The following is a 21,825-nucleotide window of genomic DNA, read 5'->3' on the forward strand; positions in this document are numbered from 1 at the left end:
TTTTATAGTCTTACCTTCATCGAGACTGTCTTGTCGAATATGTCTAAATAATTTTATCATCGTCTCACTTATTATAAATAGCTCAACCACCATTTATCTTTATTGTTTGTTTTATAAATCATATATTTTTTACAGAAAGGGTAAAGCAAAAGCACTACACCGATCCAGACCACATAGACTGCAAAGAGTGAATAACCATAGGTCAATAAATTTTGACTCAGAAAGGATTCCGCACCCAGAATCATGTCTTGCCAATTACCTCCAAAAATCAATAATCCTGCGATGGCAAGTATATGAATTACTAATACATGCAAGAAATAGTAAAATAAAGGAACACGACCAAAGATCAAAAAGAAATTGGTCAATTTGTTTTTGGTGGTTTCAATGGTATATAAAAATAAAAGTGATGGCCCCATTGTAATACTCAGGTATAATAAAGAAGGTGGGTATTTGGTTACGTTAAAAAATGAGATGATAGTTCTGGTTGTAGATTCCTGTGTTGTCCAAGGCACCAAATCGCCGTAAACATTTAATGCTCTTAAGCCAAAAAACAAAATAATGGCTCCAAATCCAATGAACAAGAGCCACTTTTTACGAACCTTAGAAGGAAAATCCTTTTTATAAAAATTTCCGAATAAATAGCCTAATGCCATTAACCCAATCCATGGAATTAATGGATAGTGAATATAGAATATTGAATCTGGACTGAAAACCAATAATTTTTGTTGGTGCAAAATATACCAAATCATGGATTGAATATTTTGTCCTTCCATCACAATACCATCCAGAGCATTATGACCTGCAACGAGAATAATACCAATAGCGAGAATCACTTTTTTGGGTAAGTAAATCAAAAATGATAGGCAAACCATACTCACACCAATAGCCCAAATAACCTGAACAATAGGGAAGCTATAGGTAAGGTCAAAAGTCCATATCAAAGTATTAACGACAAGTTCTAGAAAAATGAGCCAAATACCTCTTGTAAACAAAAATTTGAAGAGCTGCGGTTTTGTTTTTTTACTGCCATATAGAAAAGCGGAAGTTCCTGCCAAAAATACAAATACCGGTGCACAGAAATGTGTAATAAAACGAGTGAAAAAAAGCGTTGAGTTTGTCGTTTCTAAATTGGTTGGGTCTATATAGAAAGAACCGTAATGGAAATAAGCACGCACATGGTCTAAAGCCATAATAACCATTACAACACCTCTCAAGATGTCAATGGATTCAATTCGGGTTGATTTTATCGTCATAAATAATTAAAAATGTAAGTTTTTCAAAAAATAAAATATTCAGACTTAATAATAAATTGGACTATAATAATTATTATAATGAATGCAAGTCTCATCCAAGTGCAATACTTCAATGAAATATAAGAGGTATTTACTGAATTTATTAGGTAACCATTGCTTAAATCAATATGGTATGATCCTAATAAAGTATATTATCCAATATTCTATCAAGGTTACGCTCCATCATCGTAAATTTCTTGTCCATAAAGAAAATTGTATTAATTTCTTTTCGAAATTCCATAAGTTCCATATCGGTAAAATGGTGTAAATGCACATTCTTCCGAATTTTTTTAAGACTTTTTTCTTCTTTATCACCTTTAAACTCCTTGTGAATTTTCTTAAAGGTTTTAAGGTCTGTTTTCGATTTTATTAAGTTTATTTCTTCTCCAGTTTCAATTAAATCTGCATTTGCACAGAGCAACAAAATATATGTTTGTAGTTCGATTTTAGACCAACTTGGGAGTTTCTTCATAATTTCTGATATTTTTTGTTAAACAAACCTCCGAGGTCTTTTTGCTCTCGGAGGTTTGTAATTTACCATTTTTATAATTAACTAAGCATCATTTAATTCTCTTTATTCTGGTGGCGTCAAAGTCCAACCCGAATTTTTCATAATGTTTGCCATATCATAAAAATAACGTATAAATGTAATTTTATCATTAGCAACTAAACTAACGGTATGGTAAGGTATTACTATTTTATTTCCAGACGTTTTATGTGTAACAGTATTCGTTCCCCAAGCTAAAACCCACTCACCGGCGTTCCAATTATCCGTTACTTTAACGGGTAAATAAAGATCTTGAGTTATAGCATGTTTGTAGGTGTCAGTACTATTTTTAAAATATGCAGTATGTTGCTCAACTGTAAGTGAATCTAAACCGCCACCTAATCCATAAATCATAGCATTTGGGTCTAATTTTTCACTCATTGTAGCTATATCACCGGCTTGTAAGGCCTTAATATAATCCACGACAATTTTTCGTGCGGATTCCGCATTTTCAAATTCTAAGCTTGCATCTTGAGCATTAGAAATTATGGGTGCTAGAAATAAAATTAATGCGAATAGCATTGTTGTTTTTAAATTTTTCATAATAGTTAGTTTTAAGATTGGTTATAATTTTTGTTTAGTTATCTCAATTTTGTTACTCAGACTCTGAATTGTTTTTTGCAGCCTCGATTGCCTGAAGATTCATTGCGACTTCCGTCCCATCCCAATATCCAAGTTCTTTTACAATTTTTCCATCTATAAATTGATATGTCAAATGAATTGGTATATTTATTTCTTTGCCATTCCCGACCAAAGTTGCTTTCCAATTTAACCAACAATTTACCCAAGTATCACCATCGTCAGTTATCACCATTTCGTAATCTGGATCTTCACCGGTAAAACCTCTACTGGAATAATTGACATCATTTGTTTTATGATAAGCAATAATATCTTTTGAAAGGATTGGGTTATCCTTTGAGTTGAAATAGGTTTTAGAAGTATCGGCAAATACTGATATATCATAATTTTTGGAATTATAGTTCTCTATGTGTTTTTTTACGGTTTCAATCTCCGGAGATTGTTGCGTATATCTTTTTTCTTGTTTTTCACAAGCAACAAATAGAACTATAGCAAGTCCTAATAAGAATACTGTTTTTAAAATTTTCATAAAAGTTAGTTTTAAGATTAGTTATAATTGTTAATTTAGTTTATTCGGTTATTGGTGGGTTTAAAGTGTAGCCTAGTTGCTGTATTAAATCCAATTCATTATAAAACACATCTTCTTTATAAATTTTGTTACTTTCATCAAAATAAAGATGTGAGATTCCACTAATTTTTACTTTTTTACCTGTTGCTTTAAGTTCTCCAAAAGTCCCTGTATTAGTCCCTGTAAAAGTCCAACCAATATAAGCTTGATTGTCCTTGATCAGTTTGGTAGAAAATGTTAAGACCATATCAGGAAACCTATTAAGAAAAATATTCATATTAGCTTTGTGCTCGTTGATATTAGATACCATTTCAATCCCATTTATATTCCTTATAAAATTTCTCGTAAGCAGATTCTCAACTTCATTTTCTTTAATACTATTTTGTGCAATTAAATAATTTGAAATATTGGTGTCAATTGTGCCAATGCGAGCGTTAGATTTTTTTTGAATTGTTTGCGTACAAGAGAAAAATAGTAAGGTCATAATCCCGTAAATAGCTAAAGTAATTCTCATTATTTTTTTATTATTTCCCCTCTAAATAATTGATTTATTAAAGAGGAAACAAATGAGTTAGGACGAAGTGCTTATTTTAATGTCCGAAGCACCAATTTTATTTTTCTAGGCTTTTTCTTTGATAATTTTAAATTGGTAAATTAGCCAAAGTGAAATCCTAGTGCTTTTAAAAAGATAAATGAGAAAATATTTTAAGTTTATATTTTTTTTAAATATCGTTGCTATTTTAAATAGCAATTTTTGTTTTGCTCAAATCATAGATTTAAGTAAAGAAAACCCCTATAGTCAAGTATTTATTTATACCGATAATTTTGGAGCTTCCTATTTAGATACGCTAGAAAGTGCTCTGCCAATGATAAAAACTGACGCTGTAAAGTTCTCCATATTAAACGATTTGGCTTATTACTGGCATACTCGTAATTTGAATAAAGCTTTAAATATTACAGAGACAGGTTTAAAAATTACCAGTACAAAGAAAGATTCACTTTGGCATGGTAGGTTTCAAATAACACAAGGTGCTATTTTGTTACGAATGGAAAAATTGGATAGTGCTTTTTTGGTGTTACAAGAAGCTAAAAATAAAGTTAGTAAGCACGATTTGCCCAAATTATATACAGAGCTGGGTTATGTTTTTGAACGTAAAGGTTTAATCGGCAAGGCTGCGGATTATGCGTTGGAATCACTCAGATTGGGTGAAGAATTACAAGATAAAAGAGCCATTGCCTTGGCATATAGCGATTTAAGTAATTTATTCTGGAAGCAATCTAAATTTGATAAAGGATTGGAATATGGTTTAAAATCAATTGCCTTTTTTGAGGAATTAAGGATGAACAGTTTGGATTATGACTTTACCTTATATGTAGTAGGCAATAATTATTTGGCACTGAAACAAGAAAAAGAAGCCCTAAATTATTACGAACACGCCATTGCCATTGGCGAACGCTACGGTTTTTATAATAATTTAAGCGATATTTATATTTCTTTAATTGATTTGTATGCCTTTTTAAACGAATTTGAAAAGGCAGAATCGGCAGGAAAAAATGCAATTAAATATGCTCAATTGCTCAATAATAATTTTTTACTAATGCGTTCTTGGTTGTCTTTAGGGAAAACTCAAAACTTAGAAGGAAAATATTCAAGTGCCATAGAAAGCTTACAGAAATCGATTACTATAGCAACCGCTGATTTTGGCGATAACTATTATTTGAGCAAAGCCTATAGTAGTTTAGGCAGGGCATATGCCGGTAATCACAACTATCAGGAAGCCTATGTCGCTTTTGCAGAATACGATCGGCTAAAGAATAAAATTTTTACAGCAGAAGCTGATGAGCGAATTTCTTTGTTACAAACGGAATTTGAAGTGTCTCAAAAAGAGAATACCATTAAACTGCAAGAAGCCGAAATTAAAAAACAAAAAACCAGACAAACTCTAATAACCATAATATCGTTTTTGCTGTTACTTGTTATTGGATTGCTTTTTAGTTGGTTCCATACAAATCAAAAAAAAAGAAAATTGTTGCAACTACAGAATAGAGAGAAAGAATTTTTATTAAAAGAAATTCATCATCGTGTAAAAAATAATTTGGAAATAGTTTCAAGTTTATTGGCATTGCAATCCGCCCAAATAAAAGACTCAAAAATTGTTGATGTAATGCAACACAGTCAAAATAGAGTACAGGCCATGAGTATGATTCATCAAAAATTATATAAACGCAATAATTTGTCAAAGGTTGAAATGAAGGACTATTTTATGAATTTGAGTTCGCACGTTCTTGACTCTTTCGGTGTTGATAATCGTGTTTCTGTAGAGTGCGATATGAAACCGCTTGAGGTGGATATAGATATGGCAGTTCCCTTGGGGCTAATAGTAAATGAGCTTTTGACAAATGCTATGAAGTATGCTTTTCCCGATAATAGGAAGGGTAAAATAACAATCAACCTAAAAAAAACAACCAATGCTATTTATAGCTTGAGTTTTGAGGATAACGGTATTGGATTGCAACCTAATAAAAAAACAGAAAGTGATGGCTTTGGAACTCAATTAATTAACCTTTTGGTTACGCAGCTTGGTGGAAAAATCACAAGAACCTCTAACCAGGGAACTGCTATTTATTGCGAATTTCATTATGAAAAGGCTGCTTAAATAGTTTGAAGCCTGTCTAACAATGCCTCACGAAATGTTTTACTAAACGGAATCACTTTTTTTGAAACTATTAAATGGGTTCCAGCTACTTCATCAATTTTTGAAAGGTTGACAATATAAGATCGGTGTACTCTTAAAAAGTGAGCTTCCGGAAGTTTTTCATTAATATCCTTAAGAGTACTAACAATTAAGAATTCTTTATGCTTAGAGAAAATACGGCAGTAATTACGATCAGCTTCAATGTAATAGATCTTTTTGATGGCAATTTTCACCATCTTATCATGATCTTTAACAAAAACACAATCATCTAACAGATAAGGGTTTATAGTTTTTCTTATTTCTTTTTTAGCGATTTGTTCATTTACTGTTAGTTCTATTGCACGTTGTAAATCTAGGTTTTTAAAAGGTTTAGAGATAAAAGCTGCGGGTTTTGTAATCTTGGCTTGATTAAAATGAAAGTCGTCAGTATTAGCGGTTAGATAAATAATGGGAATATTATATTTGGTCTGAATAAGTTTAACTGTTTCGATTCCGTTAAGTTTACCTTTAAGTTGGACATCCATCAATATAATATCGGGAACATTATCTTTTATATGTGCTAATGCCTCTTCGCCCCTTGGTACAATGCCAGTAACCTCATAACCTAACTTTTGCAATTGCAAAGAAATATTGGCCGCAATGATCATTTCATCTTCTACAATAAAAATTTTTACAGGTATAGGCATTTTACACGTTGGTTGGGTTTGTGCAGTTAAAGATAACTCATATTTTTTAAATCAAGATTAGTTCTAAAAAAAGAACGACCTTAACCCATTATTAATCAAATTAAACACTACTTTTGCCCATCGAAAAAAATGCATATGCAATCTATCAGAAATATAGCTATTATAGCACACGTCGATCATGGTAAAACTACTTTGGTCGATAAAATTATTGACCAAGCTAAAATATTAGACGATCGTAAAGAGCGTACCGATTTATTATTGGATAATAACGATTTGGAACGTGAACGTGGAATTACCATTTTATCTAAAAATGTATCGGTAACCTATAAAGATGTAAAAATTAATGTAATTGATACACCTGGCCACGCCGATTTTGGTGGAGAAGTGGAGCGTGTTTTAAAAATGGCTGATGGTGTATTGCTATTGGTAGATGCTTTTGAAGGGCCAATGCCGCAAACTCGTTTTGTACTGGGCAAAGCATTAGAACTAGGCCTAACACCAATAGTTGTAGTAAACAAAGTAGATAAGGAAAACTGTACGCCTGATATTGTACACGAAAAGGTGTTTGATTTAATGTTTGCCTTAGATGCAACTGAAGAACAATTGGATTTTGCAACGATATACGGTTCGGCAAAAAATGGTTGGATGAGTACCGATTGGCAGCAACCAACAGATAATATTATCCCTCTATTGGATGCCGTAATTGAATCAATTCCAGAAGCACCAAACCATCAGGGTGCACCTCAAATGCAAATTACTTCGTTAGATTTTTCTGCTTTTACAGGCAGAATTGCCATTGGGCGTGTATTTAGAGGTGAACTTGAAGAAGCAAAAGATTATATGTTGTGTAAAGCGGATGGTGTTACCAAAAAGGTGCGAATTAAAGAATTACACGTTTTTGAAGGGATGGGTAAAGCCAAAGTTTCAAAGGTACGTAGTGGAGATATTTGTGCCATTACTGGAATTGAAGGTTTTGATATTGGCGATACTATTGCTGATGTTGATAATCCTGAAGCATTGCCAAGAATTGCAGTAGATCAGCCTACAATGAGTATGTTATTTACTATTAACAATTCGCCATTTTTTGGTAAGGAAGGAAAATTTGTTACCTCTCGTCATTTGCGTGATCGATTATATAAAGAAACAGAAAAGAACTTGGCATTGCGTGTTGAAGATACAGATACTGAAGATAAATTTAATGTTTTTGGACGTGGTATTTTGCATTTATCGGTATTGATTGAAACCATGCGTAGAGAAGGGTATGAGTTACAAGTTGGTCGCCCACAAGTAATATTGAAAGAAATTGATGGTCAAAAATGTGAACCCTATGAAACTATGGTAGTTGACGTACCTGAATCCTCGGCGAGCAAAGTAATTAACTTGGTTACATTAAGAAAAGGAGATTTATTGGTTATGGAACCCAAGGGTGATTTACAGCATTTAGAATTTGATATCCCTTCAAGAGGATTGATTGGTTTGCGTAATAAATTATTAACAGCTACCGCTGGTGAGGCGATTATTAATCACCGTTTAAGAGGGTATGACGTTTATAAAGGTGAGTTTAGTGACACGTTAAACGGAGCCATTGTATCTTCAGAAGCTGGTAAAGCCACGGCTTATGCTATTGACCGATTACAAGATAGAGGTAAGTTTTTTATAGACCCTAACGAAGAGATTTACAAGGGACAGGTTGTTGGCGAAAATAGCCGACAAGATGATATGGGCGTGAACCTGATTAAAGGAAAAAAACTATCTAACGTTCGCAGTTCAGGAGCTGATGATGCGGCAAAGATATTTCCAAAAGTAGATTTTTCCTTAGAAGAATGTATGGAATATATCCGTGATGATGAGTATTTGGAAATTACGCCAAAGAGCTTACGTATGCGTAAGATTGTATTTAAACCTTAAGTTCAATAAATAGAAGTGTAATAATAAACTTTTGTTAAAATAAAAATGCTTTTCTAAATTTTAGAAAATAGCTGTAAATTGCACGCCTAAATAAAGATTAACATATGAAATTGAATTTGAATACCATTTTTTGCATTTTGTTACTAGGCATAGCCCTAGTTTCTTGTAAAAAAGATGACGATGATATAGAACCACACGACCCTGTAGCACAGGCGTTAATTGACGATGATTTGTTGGTAGATTATTTACAAACACATTACTACACACCCCCAGCTGCAGGTGAATCTTTTGGTGTAATTGATACTATTTTAAACGGAGAAGAATCTTTATTTGCCCAAGTAGAAACTCAGAGCATAACTCATGATGATATTAGTTATAAATTATATTACTTAATTTTAGAGCAGGGAGCTAATGATTTTGCAACACGATATGATTCTGTATTTGTAGATTATAAGGGGTTTACATTAGATAGCGTGAAGTTTGATGAAAATAAAAACACCTGGCTTAATATTGGAGGAAGTTTGACTTCTCAAGGTCCAAGTTCAGGCGTTATTCAGGGGTGGAAATATGGTTTTCCTCATTTTAAAAGTGGTACCAACGTTTCTGTGCCTGGAGAGCCTATTACCTTTGAAAATAGTGGTAAAGGTATTTTATTCATGCCTTCAGGTTTGGCTTATGGTAATAGTGGTAGCGGATCTATTTCCCCTAATGAATCTATATTATTTTTTATTAATTTGAATATTGTAATTAGGACTGATTATGATAATGATGGTGTTTTAAATGAGTATGAAGATTTGAATAGCGATGGGGAAATAGTTGATGATGATACTGACGGTGACTTTACCCCCGATTTTATAGATACTGATGACGATGGTGATGGTATATTAACTAAAGATGAAAGTCCTGACCCTAATGGAGATGGTAACCCTGCTGATGCAGAAGATTCAGATAACGATGGCACACCAGACTATTTAGATGCAGATAGTTAATAGAAGTTAGAGGATAGTCTTTAGTGATTAGTAAAAAAATAAAATAAAAAGCCCCAATTAGTATTTACTAATTGGGGCTTTTTATTTTTCTAACGTCTTTATCCTTCGTAGCTTTAGCGAAGGTGGACTAACGTCTTCGTTTTCTATCATTAAATTGATACGCCAAACCAAATACAATCTGGTTAGGTCTGTTGTCAACATTAATATTTGTACTTCCTAGTTTTCCATCTAAATCATTAGAGAAACCTTTTTCCCAACGTACATCAATGCCAAGCCTACCTAATTGCAAACCTGTACCAATTTGAAGTCCAACACTAAAATCATTGGTTTTAATGTTTTCAATCTCATCCTGGCTAAAATCTGATTTTATTAAATACTGAATGGATGGACCAGCATAAATGTGCACAGGACCAAATAGCTTAGTACCTAATAAAATAGGAATATCTACTTTTTTGGTTTTAAAATCAGTAGTTACGTCACCGTCACTATCATAAGAATTATTCAATTCAGTATAGATAAGTTCTGGTCTTAGATACATACCCATAAAATGAATTTTAGAATAAAGTCCTACATGAAATCCGGCTTTATTGTCGGCTCCGGTAATAATGTCTTCAACGTTATTTCCAGTATCGCTAAGCAATTCGGACAAATCTCCTCCAAAGTTGTAATTAACTCCACCTTTTAAGCCGAAGTCAACTTGTGCAGATAATAATGTTGTTGTTAAGGTAAGGGTTAGTACGGTTAATACTAATTTTCTCATAATAATTAATTTTAGTTAAATGTATTTGTACTAAAACGCAAAAGTCTTGCCAATATGCAGAATGTTGATAACTACTAAATGTTAAAAATGTTATAGAAAAGTTAAAGCCCCTTTAAAGATTGGGGCTTACCTTTGTTAAGGTTATAAACTAAAATAATTTAATAACTAAAGAGAATAATTATTTTCTTTTCAATACTTTTTCTACAGCTTTAGCAATGGCATTACTGTTTAGTCCATATTTTTCCATGAGTTGTTCAGGAGTTCCGGATTCGCCAAATGTATCTTTAGTAGCAATAAATTCTTGTGGAGTAGGATGTTCTTTGGATAGTACACGTGCAACACTTTCACCCAAACCACCTAAATAGTTGTGTTCTTCAGCAGTAACTACACAACCTGTTTTTTTAACTGATTTTAAAATAGCATCTTTATCTAATGGCTTTATGGTATGGATATTAATTACTTCAGCAGAAATACCTTTTTCTTCTAAAGCTTTGGATGCTTGCAAGGCTTCCCAAACCAAATGACCCGTAGCAACAATAGTAACATCTTTTCCTTCCGTAAATTGAACCGCTTTACCGATTTCAAATTTTTGATCTACAGCTGTAAATACGGGCACTTTAGGTCTTCCAAAACGTAAATAAACCGGACCTTTATAGTCAGCAATGGCAATAGTAGCTGCCTTTGTCTGGTTGTAGTCGCAAGTGTTGATAACCGTCATGCCCGGCAACATTTTCATTAAACCTATATCTTCTAATATTTGATGCGTGGCACCATCTTCACCTAAGGTTAAACCCGCATGAGAAGCACAAATTTTTACATTTTTATCGGAATATGCAATTGATTGACGAATTTGATCATATACCCTACCCGTAGAAAAATTAGCAAAAGTACCTGTAAAGGGAATTTTACCGCCAATGGTCAATCCTGCTGCAATACCCATCATATTGGCTTCAGCAATACCTACTTGAAAAAAACGTTCAGGATTTTCCTCAATAAACTTGTCCATTTTTAAGGAACCAATTAAATCGGCACAAAGAGCTACCACATTAGGATTGGTTCTGCCTAATTCTGCTAATCCAGCTCCGAAGCCTGAACGTGTATCCTGTTTTTCGGTAAAAGTGTATTTTTTCATTAAAATAATATTTAATTATATGTATGCTTAAGACATACGTCACCCTGAACTTGGTTTAAGGTCTAACTTAATTGTAATTAAATGAACAAATGAGATGCTGAAACGAGTTCAGCATGACGATACTATCAATTATAATCATTTACTGTAACAAAAATATCAATTGAAAAGATTTTAGGGTTAAAAATTCATTATTTCTTTATAAAACTTATGAACAGGGAAACCCATTACTGTGTAAAAACTACCCTCTATTTTTTCAACAGCAATATAACCTATCCATTCTTGAATACCATAAGCTCCCGCTTTATCAAAAGGCTTAAAGTTTTCAATATAAAAATCTATTTCTTCTTCTGTCAATTTTTTAAAGTGAACAATAGTTGTATCACTGATTATTTTGGTTTTATTTTTGGTTTTGAGACAAACAGAAGTAATGACTTCATGTTGTCTTTCAGATAGAAAAGTCAATATTTTTTTAGCATCATCAACATCTTTAGGTTTCCCCAACACTTTTCCAGAAGCTCTTACAATAGTGTCTGCAGTAATAAGTATTTCATCATCACCTAGCTCATTTTCATAAGCATCTGCTTTTAACTCTGCTAAAAAACTTGTAATTTCATTACCATGTAAATATTTAGGATACTCTTCTTCAACATCAATGGAAACCAAAGTAAATGAAATACCCAGATCTTCTAAAAATTGTTGCCTTCTAGGTGATTTTGAACCTAGTAATATGTTGTAATTTTTTAATGTATCAGCCAGCATAATAAATTGTTAACGAGAGAACAGCTATGGAAAACATACCCAATAACATAATCAGTTTTAATAATTTGCTTGCAAAAATATAATCCTTTTTTGATTTGGCATATAATATTTTAGTCATAAAATAGAGTAGGGGTAATAGCACTACAATAAGCATATAAGCCAACACAAAGGGCACATTCCCAAAACTATTAAAACTATAAGAAGTAATTAAAATTAAAGGAATAAAACTAAGCCCAAAAATAATATAATTAGCTCTTTTTCTACCTAAAATTATAGGCAGGGTTTTCATGTTCATGTTTTTATCTCCATTAACATCCTCAACGTCCTTAACCATTTCACGCAATAACATAAACATAAAGGCAAAGGCTGCATAATCTATCAATACCCTAAAAGCGTAATACTGGTCAACATCATTATCTTCAGTAACCATAGGAATAATGTCAAAAACACCCACAATAAGAATACTTAGTGAAACCAACAGTGATATAACTATATTACCGATTAAGGGTCTTTTTTTAAAATCAGAATTATAGACTTTTAATAATAAAATAGTAATGACAAAAATGGCTACAAAGGATAATTTATCTATGGTATATGCCAAATACAACCCGCTTAACAATCCTACACCGTTAAAAATATTATATAGAAAATTAGCTTGTTTTCTAGTTATTTTTCGACTAACTAAAACCTTGGTGGGTTTATTGATTTTATCCGCCTCAACATCATAAATATCATTGATAATATATCCAGCTGCTGCAATTATAAGTGTAGTAAAAACTAAAATTAAAAAGTTTAAATTAGATAAAGCAGTATCAACTGAAAATGCAGGAAAATAGATGTATTTAAACAAAAATTGAATTAGCCCCAGCATTACTAAGTTCTTCCACCGAACCAACTGTAAAAAAGAGCTCAGCGTCATTTATAGTTTTTTTTAATTCTATCCAAATTCCGTTTGTTGTCCCTATCTTTTATGGTTTCTCTTTTGTCATATAATTTTTTGCCTTTTGCCAAACCGATTTCAAGTTTTGCCCAGCCTTTATCCGTTAAAAATAATTTTAGTGGGATGATGGTTAATCCTACATTTTGAACTTCTTTTTGAAGCTTTTTTAGTTCACGTTTATTTAGTAATAAACGCCTTTCACTTTTAGGTTTGTGGTTGTATATATTGCCATTAATATATTCTTCAATATACATATTGATGACAAAAAGTTCACCTTTGTCGTTAAACTCACAAAAACTTTCGGTAATACGGGCTTTACTGGCCCTTATGGATTTAATTTCAGTACCCGTAAGTTGGATTCCAGCCACGTAAGTGTCTAAAATTTCATACTCAAAGCGAGCTTTTTTATTCTTTATGTTAATTTTTGGTTGCATTACCGCAAAATTAACTAAAATCTACTCATTAATACAGTTGAAATTTTATTTTTAGCAGTTAAAAAAGTTTACTCCACATCAATTACAACATGCTCAATCAAGTCGCCTTCAATAGTAACCAGATATAGGTTGTCATTGTCGGTGTCATCAATATTTAGATATTTACCATTACCAATGAGTTTATTGGCAAAACTGGGTACAGTATTACTATGTCCCACAATAAGTACTGATTTTCCTTTAGTTTCTTTTAAAAAGGAATCCATATCTATATTGATAGGATGATATTTCTTTACTTCTAATTTTTTGGACTTAGCTGTAGGTGCCGCGGTTTGTAATGTTCTATTATAATCTGTAGAATAAATGGCGTCTATTTTTAATTCATCAAAAATTCTACTCCATTTTTTTGCCCTAGCTTTTCCTTTTTTATTGAGTTCTGGGTTTTTATCTGTTTTATCAACTCTTTCTTTTTCTGCATGACGAATTAGATAATAAGTAGTCTTTTCTTTTTGTTGCGAAAAGGCAGTAAATGTTAGTGAAAACAGTAAAATGGCAAATAGAAACTTTTTCATTGGGCTGTTTTAGTTAGAAATATTTTTAATAAAAATTGTTTAGCTACACTTATAACGGAATTTTTTATGTTTTCTTATATATAAAAAATAGGGACTGAAAATGTTGTCCCTATTAAATAATACGTCCGTTTAGAGTAGTTACATTTTATATTTGTTTCTTAATTTCATTTTTTCTATCCAAATAGTAACTGTTCTTTAAAGAATCCATTCGTTTAAAAACATCACGCATAATTTTTTGGCGTAGCTCAAATCTGTTTTCAAAAAAATCATCAGTATAAAAATCGTTCATTTTAAATGGCGTATCCATAAAAAAGTCTTTCATAAAAAGACTGTCAATATTTTTGAAGTTGTTATCAAATCCCATTTTGAAATCTTTGTAGAATTGCTGTTCTAAAATGGAATCGTTTTTAATATTGGAATAAAAATAGGAATAAGTGGAATCAATACTGATTAAATTACCATTTTCATCATATTCTTTATGGACACTAGTATTTATTTTTGGCTGAATTGTATCTTTTTCTGAATTGTTTTTATCAGTTTTTTCTTGACCGATACAACTGGTTAACGAAAAAGATAACAATAGGCTCAGTGCTATTATTTTTTTCATCGTTATATCTTTTGTTGTTATTGTTCAATGCAATCAAAAAAGGAGTATTGTTTTAAAACAATACTCCTATATTTTTTACTTTACCTCAATAAGTCTGGCTGGTTTTGGTTTTGCTTCTTCGCGTTTAGGAATAGCAATACTCAATTCTCCATTTTTGTAGTTCGCTTTTATTTTATCGCTATCGACTACATTTTTTGGCAAATTAAAACTTCTTTTAAAAGATTGGTAACTGTACTCTCTACGAGTATAATTGTCTTTTGTTTCTTCATTTTCTTCTTTCTTTTCTGAGGATATGGTCAATACATCATTATCCAGATCAATCTGAAAATCTTTTTTATCCATTCCCGGTACAGCTACTTGTACTGTAAATTCATCTTCATTTTCTTTAATATTTACAGCAGGTAAACTTGTATTGGTCTCTGAAAAATTGGTTGTATTCCAATCTCTGAAAAAATCATCTAAAATTGTTGGCATAACTGGAACGCCTTTGCTTTTTACTAACATAATTTTATAATTTTAAAGTTAAACTTTCTATTTGTTTGTTAGTACTACAGCAAATTGAATACCATTAGATACTTTCTGATATTTTGACATAAAAATATCAAGTCCGGATACGAAAAATGACATTTTGACGTCTGAATATTAGGTGTTTATGACTTTTTTTCAGTTTTTTTATACGTCAATTAAACTAATGTTGGGTTTTTAGATTTTAGACCTTGTATTCTTTGCTCAAAAGTTTTACTATTTTCTAAAGGAAGACAAATTTCCTTAAACAGATTCATAAATTTTTCGTTGTGCGTGTCACGACTTTGTTTTAATAAATTGAAATGAACAAAACCGCACCAAATTATTGCTTTTAATTCAGTTTTGTCTTTATCATACATACGCATTTCTACAAGAAGATCAGTTTCTGAGTAATTTATCAATTGTGATTCTATGGTTACCGTTTCCATTAAAAAGGCGGGACGTAAATAGGCAATCTGATTACTAGACGAGACCCAACTTTTACCAGTAGTTTTTGCAAGAGCATAAATATCTACATCGTAGTGTTTAATTAACATATCTTCACGATGATTCATAAAGTAATTGATATAACTTCCGTTGTTTAAGTGATTGAACGGGTCACAATCTTGAAACCTGATTTTGGTTTGGTTAGTTACTATTTTAGGTAAGTTTTGCATATGTTTAGTTTTAAATATACCGATTGGTATATGTTTAGTTAAAAAATTTTATTGTTTTAATTCATTTGTAATAATAACATCAATATAATCTGTTGTTTCTTTAAGGTAAGAATCGTCATTCATGGTATAGGTCAAAAAAATTGCCCCTTGCAATAGTGTATCAATACGTTTGGCGTAGGTCATCGCGTTTATTTCTGAACTGATTTCACCTAATTCAATGCCTCTTTTAATTAATGTAGCTACTTGGTCTTGTATTTTTTGAACTACGTAACGTACTCTTTCCATTAAAGCTGTGTTTTGATTGTTAGCATCAACACCTATATTAATAATTGGACATCCGCCCAGTTCTTGACTGTAATCGTAATAATTTCTATAAAAATCGGTAATCAAATAGAGTTTTTGAATTGGAGAATCGTTGGATTGCAAATGCTCTCCAATTCTGGTCAGCATGGTTTTTACATTGTAATTAAAGGCTGCAGTGGCCAATTCTTCTTTATTTTCAAAATGACCATATATTGCTCCTTTAGTTAAATTGGTGGCTTCGGTAATATCACTCAAGCTCGTTGCAGCATAACCATACTGATTAAATATGGGAGCAACCGTTTTTAAAATATGAAGTTTTGTAAGTTCTGCTTTAGTTTGCATAACGCAAATATATAAAAAATATACCAAACGGTATATTTTAATTTTATAATGACATCAATTTAGAAGTAATACAAATTTTGTATACAAAGTACTAATTAACATAATTGTTTTATAGTGTTATTTTATAAATGCCTTTCTAGTCATTACTAAAGGAATACAAATTAGTACCAGTGCAACTAAATTAATTAAAACTAAATTATGCACAGCACCATAATAGATTGATATACCGCTGTCAATAACGAACCAAGATAACATAGCATACCACATAGCATTATAAGCCCAGCGTTCTTTATTTTTAAAAGCGTTTTCGGAAATTAGAATCATTAAAATATGAAACCCGACTATAGTACCGCCAATAATTCCAAAAAGCCAGTTTTTTAATAGTAATACTTCTGGTTGAAACTCAGTAGATTTAAAGAAAAGGGCTTTGGTGTGGTCGTTGTGCAAATCGAAAAAGAAAGAATTTCCAGCAAACGCCACAAGCAATCCAACTATTACGGTAATTATGTTCGCATAGGTTAGCCATTTTTGCCAAAAATTGAAGTTTTTGTCTTGCATTTGTATTTCTTTATATAAAGAATATTGCAAATTATAAATAATAATTGAAACTCAGGGTTAACTGTAAAAAGCAGTTTTTATCCAAAGCGTTCCTCCTCTATTTTTTTTGCATCTGTAATAATTATTTTCGGATAATCATATAATTCCAAAATTTTGATTGCATTTCTTGTTTTTAATTTCCCGCTTTTCAATTTATGATCAAATAATAGTTTACCATTTTCAATTTGTTCACTAAAGTGATATAGTTCGTAGTTTTCTTTTTTTAGCATTTCGGTCAGTTCAATATCATGTGTTGAAACTAAAACAATATGGTTCTGCTGATTTAAATAGGATAAAATTGCTTTTCCGCCCGAAATTCGTTCAATAGTATTAGTTCCTTTAAAAATCTCATCAAGAACAAATAGGCAGTTTTCTTCGGCTTTTGAAGCTTTTATCAATTCTTTAATCGTGAGTACTTCTTGTAAATAATAACTGGTGTCTTCTAGCAAATCATCTGTTATTCTAATTGAAGTGTGGATTTTTAAAAATGGAGCTGTGTAACTTTTAGCAAAGCAAATATTTAGTGTTTGAGCTAAGATACTATTAACTGCTATGGTTCTGATAAAAGTAGTTTTGCCAGACATGTTAGAACCTGTCAATAGCATACTTTTATCTTTGAGGTTTAAATCATTATCGACACAATTTTTAATTAAAGGATGATAAATTTCAGTCGTTTGAATTTGTTTTTTATCAGTAAAATTAGGTGTACAAATTTGTTCTTTACCTGCCTTTAGAGAAGCTGTTGAAATAGCGGCATCTATTTCTCCAATAAAAAGAAATAGTTTTTCAATACTCTCTTTTTCTTTTGTAATGGAATCAATAAAGCTGTAAAAGATAATATACTCTACATTGAATAGAATTTTTATAAGTTCAATTGCTAACCAAAACAATGCGGCAAATTCACTTTCTATATGTTTCTCAAGCCCTATAAATTTTGTTTTAAGGTGAATAGTATTTATCTTTTTAATAAAAGACAGATTGGTAAAATAGAATTTTATTTTTTCGAATTTAGCCAGTTCTTTACTGACTATTAAACTTTTGTTAAGCTGCGATACACCATCTAAATAATAAGTGATGTTTTCCTTATTTTTATAGTGTAAAATAGTGTTAACGGCAAAAACAGGAATTAATAGTAATAAAAATAGGGGATGGACAAATACCAGAAAAATTGATGTGACAGAGGTTGCAGTTAGGATATAAACCCAATTAATGTTCTTGGGTTTTTCAATAGTTTTGTCGTTAATTAATTTTTCCAATTCATAAGCGGCATTGGAATTTAAGTTTGACAGAAGAATTTGACATTTGAGTCTTAGATTGCTATCATTAGTGAAATTTTTACTAAAAGAACTAAACCTATGTAATTTATCAATGTTCTCAATCGTCCTTAGTTTATAGTAAAGAAATTGCTGACCGATTTTAGATGAAGTCCGGTCTATAAATTGAAAAACTGCATCAATATCTAAATCGGATTTGACACGGTCGGAAATAGTATGATATGCTTTCTTTTTATGGCTATTATTATAAAAATACTTACCAATTGACTGAAAGTAGAACTTTTCTGACTTAGGTTTACCCCAGTTTTCCAATAATCTCTTTCTTAAACTGGCTAATCTTTTTTTCTTATTGTAGTTGCTGATTAAAAATAGTATTATAAGAATAAATAATAATCCTAAAAGCCAGTTCATAAGTTTATGGGTTTGGTTAACTCTTTAAATAAAGAAATCAGGCTCATAAAAGCCTGATTTCTCATCACTTTTTAATTTTATCCTTCATCTTTCTTTGCTTAAGAGAAGAATAATTGATGTCTAAATTATTTATTTCTGAATACTAATTTATCGTCAAAGGCATCTAACAATATATTACTATTAGCAGTTACATTGCCCGAAAGAATTTCTTTAGACAGTTCGTTCAATACCTTTTTTTGGATTACTCTTTTTATAGGTCTTGCTCCAAATTGAGGGTCGAACCCTTGGCGAGATAGACTTTCAACAGCTTCGTCTGTAGTTGCAAGAGTTATTCCTTTTTCAGCTAACATTTTAGTCAGACCGTTTAATTGTAATTTTACAATCTGAGTTACTTCAGCTTCATTCAGCGGTGTAAACATAACTATTTCGTCAATTCTGTTTATAAATTCTGGGCGAATGGTTTTTCGCAACAAATCTATAACTTGAACCTTGGTATTCTCCGTAACTTGATCGCGATTGGTCATATCAAAATCTTCAAAGTTCTCTTGAATAATCTGCGAGCCCATATTTGAGGTCATAATGATGATTGAATTTCTAAAATCGGCTACTCTACCTTTATTGTCAGTTAAACGACCTTCATCTAATACCTGTAGCAAAATATTAAACGTATCAGGATGTGCTTTTTCAATTTCATCCAACAACACCACCGAATATGGTTTACGTCTCACGGCTTCGGTCAACTGGCCACCTTCTTCATAACCTACGTACCCTGGAGGTGCACCAACCAGTCTGCTAACTGCATGACGTTCCTGATATTCACTCATGTCAATACGGGTCATGGCACTTTCATCATCAAATAGGTAGGCTGCCAATGTTTTTGCCAACTCTGTTTTACCAACACCAGTAGTTCCCAAAAATAGGAAACTGCCCACGGGTCGTTTCATATCTTGCAGTCCCGCTTTAGAACGTCTCACGGCATCTGCAACGGCTTGAATGGCTTCGTCTTGGCCAATTACACGTTTGTGTAGTTCGTCTTCTAGCTTCAAGAGTTTTTCACGCTCGCTCTGCAACATTTTTTGAACGGGAATTCCTGTCCATTTGGCGACCACTTCTGCAATGTCCTCAGCGGTAACTTCTTCTTTTATTAATGCAGTATCTTGATTTTTTAAGACATCCTTTTGTAGTGTAGCCAACTTTTCCTCTTCAGCTTTTATTTTTCCATAACGGATTTCCGCTACTTTGCCGTACTCCCCATTTCGTTCAGCCTTTTCAGCTTTCAATTTATATTCTTCAATAGCTTTTTTAGCGGCTTGAATTTGATCAACAACTTCTTTTTCGCTTTTCCATTTGGCATAAATGCCTTCACGTTCTTCTTTAAAATTGGCGACTTCTTCTTTTAAACTTTTCAGTTTTTTTTCGTCTTTTTCTCGTTTGATAGCTTCGATTTCTATTTCCAACTGCATAATCTTTCTGTCCAAGACATCAAGCTCCTCCGGTTTAGAATTGATCTCCATACGCAGTTTTGCGGCAGATTCATCCATCAGGTCAATCGCTTTATCTGGTAAAAACCTGTCCGTGATATAGCGTTGCGAAAGCTCAACGGCTGCAATAATAGCATCATCTTTAATTTGCACCTTGTGATGTGTTTCGTATTTATCCTTAATACCTCGAAGAATGGAAATAGCACTTTCCGTATCGGGTTCATCAACTACCACTTTTTGGAAACGACGCTCTAAAGCCTTATCCTTTTCAAAGTGTTTTTGGTATTCGTCCAACGTAGTTGCACCTATTGCACGGAGTTCGCCTCGTGCCAAAGCCGGCTTTAAAATATTGGCTGCGTCCATAGCTCCTTGTCCACCGCCAGCACCAACCAACGTGTGTATTTCATCAATAAATAGCACAATTTGCCCATCAGCAGAAACCACTTCTTTTACGACCGATTTTAAACGTTCTTCAAATTCACCTTTGTATTTAGCTCCCGCAATCAATGCACCCATATCCAGTGAATAGATAATTTTTTCTGCTAGGTTTTCTGGTACATCACCCTTTACAATTCTATGTGCCAATCCTTCCGCAATGGCGGTTTTACCCACACCGGGTTCACCTATTAATATGGGATTGTTTTTAGTTCTACGCGATAAAATTTGTAAAATTCTTCGTATTTCCTCATCGCGACCAATAACTGGATCTAATTTTCCGTCATTAGCCAGTTGGTTCAGGTTTTTTCCGTATTTGCTTAACGCATTGTAGGTATCTTCTGCACCTTGACTTTTTACTTTACTCCCTTTTCGCAATTCTTCAATGGCTGCCCTTAAATCTTTTTCAGTGATACCATTATCTCTCATCAATTGAGCGGTGTTATCCTTAGCTTTTAAGATAGCCAATAGTATATGCTCGATAGAAATGTATTCATCTTTCATTTTTTTGGCAATATTCGCTGCATCGGTCATCATGGTGCCCGCTTTACGTGAAAGCATGAGTTCAGCTCCAGAAACTTTCGGAAAACTTGAAATAATATTGTCTAAGGTCCGTTTGAAAATGTCAACATTCACACCCAATTTATTCAGTAAAAAAGGCGTTACGTTCTCGTCAACCTCAAAAATACCCTTTAGGATATGGGCATTTTCAATTTGTTGATGTCCAAAGCCTTGTGCAATTTGCTGAGCTTGTTGCACGGCTTCTTGCGATTTTATAGTATAGTTATTAAAATTCATCTCTTTATATTAATGTTGTAAAGAATAACTCAAATTGTATTCCATCGTAAGATTGGAATACAAAGAGCGACAAAATGACTGTAAAAATGAATTTTACAAGACATTTTGTCTATTATATGAAATATAAGATATGGGAATACTTAAAAGTTTGTTTGGAAAAGGAACTGAGAAAACTGAACAACCTAAAATAAATTGGATTTCGTTAACGGAGATCAACCAATTGGATGATATTGTTAAAAAGTCTAATTCAAAATATCAAGCTATATTTAAACATAGCACCAGATGTGGAATTAGTAGTGGTGTATTACGGCAGTTTGAACGTCAGGAAGATACAGATGAGATCGATTTTTACTATTTGGATCTATTGAGTTTCAGATCAATTTCTGATGAAATAGCTACTAGGTTTGGTGTTATGCACCAATCACCACAATTAATCGTACTTAAGGACGGTGTTGTAGTTACTCAAGGCTCACATTATGATATTATGAGTTTGAAAATATAGAGAGAATATAAAACTCCTGAAGTAAGCAACTTCAG

General features: G+C 32.4%; 23 protein-coding genes. 4 read left to right on the plus strand and 19 right to left on the minus strand.

The features are described 5' to 3' along the window. Positions 1 to 71: 71 nt before the first annotated feature. The 5 genes from U5A88_RS02850 to U5A88_RS02870 form a co-directional block, all read right to left on the minus strand. A complete protein-coding gene (locus U5A88_RS02850; protein ID WP_354203594.1) occupies positions 72 to 1,253 on the minus strand; it encodes a DUF1624 domain-containing protein in 1,182 nt (393 codons plus the stop codon). 178 nt (positions 1,254 to 1,431) lie between these two features. Next, entirely contained in the window at positions 1,432 to 1,764 is a 333-nt protein-coding gene (locus U5A88_RS02855; protein ID WP_354203596.1) for a hypothetical protein, read from the minus strand. A gap of 102 nt (positions 1,765 to 1,866) precedes the next feature. Next, positions 1,867 to 2,382: a nuclear transport factor 2 family protein gene (locus U5A88_RS02860; protein WP_354203598.1), complete on the minus strand. Its 516-nt coding sequence runs from the start codon at positions 2,380 to 2,382 to the stop codon at positions 1,867 to 1,869. A gap of 52 nt (positions 2,383 to 2,434) precedes the next feature. After that, on the minus strand, positions 2,435 to 2,947 hold the full coding sequence (locus tag U5A88_RS02865; protein ID WP_354203600.1) for a nuclear transport factor 2 family protein: 513 nt from the start codon (positions 2,945 to 2,947) through the stop codon (positions 2,435 to 2,437). A 40-nt stretch (positions 2,948 to 2,987) separates the two neighbouring features. Then, positions 2,988 to 3,500, minus strand: coding sequence for an ester cyclase (locus tag U5A88_RS02870; RefSeq protein ID WP_354203601.1), 513 nt, complete (start codon positions 3,498 to 3,500; stop codon positions 2,988 to 2,990). A 178-nt stretch (positions 3,501 to 3,678) separates the two neighbouring features. Between U5A88_RS02870 and U5A88_RS02875 the strand changes: the two genes are divergently transcribed. Then, positions 3,679 to 5,643, plus strand: coding sequence for a sensor histidine kinase (locus tag U5A88_RS02875; RefSeq protein WP_354203602.1), 1,965 nt, complete (start codon positions 3,679 to 3,681; stop codon positions 5,641 to 5,643). Here U5A88_RS02875 and U5A88_RS02880 read toward each other — a convergent pair. Next, positions 5,640 to 6,368 carry a LytR/AlgR family response regulator transcription factor gene (locus U5A88_RS02880; RefSeq protein WP_354203603.1) on the minus strand — a complete coding sequence of 243 codons (729 nt, stop codon included), beginning with the start codon at positions 6,366 to 6,368 and terminating at the stop codon, positions 5,640 to 5,642. The two genes, U5A88_RS02875 and U5A88_RS02880, sit on opposite strands and share 4 nt — an antisense overlap. A gap of 135 nt (positions 6,369 to 6,503) precedes the next feature. On the opposite strand from U5A88_RS02880, the gene typA reads away from it, so the two are divergent. Further along, complete coding sequence (gene typA, locus U5A88_RS02885; protein ID WP_354203604.1) at positions 6,504 to 8,276, plus strand: translational GTPase TypA; 1,773 nt, start codon at positions 6,504 to 6,506, stop codon at positions 8,274 to 8,276. A gap of 104 nt (positions 8,277 to 8,380) precedes the next feature. Next, a complete protein-coding gene (locus U5A88_RS02890; RefSeq protein ID WP_354203606.1) occupies positions 8,381 to 9,265 on the plus strand; it encodes an FKBP-type peptidyl-prolyl cis-trans isomerase in 885 nt (294 codons plus the stop codon). Between the two features lie 127 nt (positions 9,266 to 9,392). Here the strand turns inward: U5A88_RS02890 and U5A88_RS02895 are convergent, their stop codons facing one another. From U5A88_RS02895 to clpB, 13 genes are all read right to left on the minus strand, one after another. Then, positions 9,393 to 10,025, minus strand: a complete 633-nt coding sequence (locus U5A88_RS02895; RefSeq protein WP_354203608.1) for a porin family protein — start codon at positions 10,023 to 10,025, stop codon at positions 9,393 to 9,395. 178 nt (positions 10,026 to 10,203) lie between these two features. After that, positions 10,204 to 11,157, minus strand: coding sequence for a transketolase family protein (locus tag U5A88_RS02900; protein WP_354203610.1), 954 nt, complete (start codon positions 11,155 to 11,157; stop codon positions 10,204 to 10,206). A gap of 177 nt (positions 11,158 to 11,334) precedes the next feature. Continuing rightward, entirely contained in the window at positions 11,335 to 11,916 is a 582-nt protein-coding gene (locus U5A88_RS02905) for a Maf family nucleotide pyrophosphatase (protein WP_354203611.1), read from the minus strand. Continuing rightward, on the minus strand, positions 11,906 to 12,835 hold the full coding sequence (locus tag U5A88_RS02910; protein ID WP_354203613.1) for a geranylgeranylglycerol-phosphate geranylgeranyltransferase: 930 nt from the start codon (positions 12,833 to 12,835) through the stop codon (positions 11,906 to 11,908). Before U5A88_RS02910 ends, U5A88_RS02905 begins: the two co-directional genes overlap by 11 nt. Beyond that, on the minus strand, positions 12,832 to 13,290 hold the full coding sequence (gene smpB / locus U5A88_RS02915; RefSeq protein ID WP_354203615.1) for an SsrA-binding protein SmpB: 459 nt from the start codon (positions 13,288 to 13,290) through the stop codon (positions 12,832 to 12,834). The genes U5A88_RS02910 and smpB overlap by 4 nt, the downstream gene beginning before the upstream one ends. 68 nt (positions 13,291 to 13,358) lie before the next feature. After that, positions 13,359 to 13,859, minus strand: a complete 501-nt coding sequence (locus U5A88_RS02920) for a SixA phosphatase family protein (RefSeq protein WP_354203617.1) — start codon at positions 13,857 to 13,859, stop codon at positions 13,359 to 13,361. Positions 13,860 to 14,004: 145 nt separating this feature from the next. Then, the gene (locus tag U5A88_RS02925) at positions 14,005 to 14,466 is read right to left on the minus strand and encodes a hypothetical protein (protein ID WP_354203619.1); all 462 of its coding nucleotides are present in this window, start codon (positions 14,464 to 14,466) and stop codon (positions 14,005 to 14,007) included. Between the two features lie 75 nt (positions 14,467 to 14,541). Continuing rightward, positions 14,542 to 14,970, minus strand: coding sequence for an Hsp20/alpha crystallin family protein (locus U5A88_RS02930; protein WP_354203621.1), 429 nt, complete (start codon positions 14,968 to 14,970; stop codon positions 14,542 to 14,544). Positions 14,971 to 15,149: 179 nt separating this feature from the next. Then, positions 15,150 to 15,647, minus strand: a complete 498-nt coding sequence (locus U5A88_RS02935; RefSeq protein ID WP_354203623.1) for an acyl-CoA thioesterase — start codon at positions 15,645 to 15,647, stop codon at positions 15,150 to 15,152. A gap of 48 nt (positions 15,648 to 15,695) precedes the next feature. After that, the gene (locus tag U5A88_RS02940; RefSeq protein ID WP_354203625.1) at positions 15,696 to 16,292 is read right to left on the minus strand and encodes a TetR/AcrR family transcriptional regulator; all 597 of its coding nucleotides are present in this window, start codon (positions 16,290 to 16,292) and stop codon (positions 15,696 to 15,698) included. Between the two features lie 117 nt (positions 16,293 to 16,409). Further along, entirely contained in the window at positions 16,410 to 16,850 is a 441-nt protein-coding gene (locus U5A88_RS02945; protein WP_354203626.1) for a hypothetical protein, read from the minus strand. Positions 16,851 to 16,927: 77 nt separating this feature from the next. Continuing rightward, the gene (locus U5A88_RS02950; RefSeq protein WP_354203628.1) at positions 16,928 to 18,574 is read right to left on the minus strand and encodes a MutS-related protein; all 1,647 of its coding nucleotides are present in this window, start codon (positions 18,572 to 18,574) and stop codon (positions 16,928 to 16,930) included. 125 nt (positions 18,575 to 18,699) lie between these two features. Further along, a complete protein-coding gene (clpB, locus tag U5A88_RS02955; RefSeq protein WP_354203629.1) occupies positions 18,700 to 21,288 on the minus strand; it encodes an ATP-dependent chaperone ClpB in 2,589 nt (862 codons plus the stop codon). Between the two features lie 130 nt (positions 21,289 to 21,418). On the opposite strand from clpB, the gene ytxJ reads away from it, so the two are divergent. Then, complete coding sequence (gene ytxJ / locus U5A88_RS02960; RefSeq protein WP_354203631.1) at positions 21,419 to 21,790, plus strand: bacillithiol system redox-active protein YtxJ; 372 nt, start codon at positions 21,419 to 21,421, stop codon at positions 21,788 to 21,790. The last annotated feature ends 35 nt before the right edge of the window (positions 21,791 to 21,825 follow it).

The organism is Aureibaculum sp. 2308TA14-22 (assembly GCF_040538665.1).
GTDB lineage: Bacteria > Bacteroidota > Bacteroidia > Flavobacteriales > Flavobacteriaceae > Aureibaculum.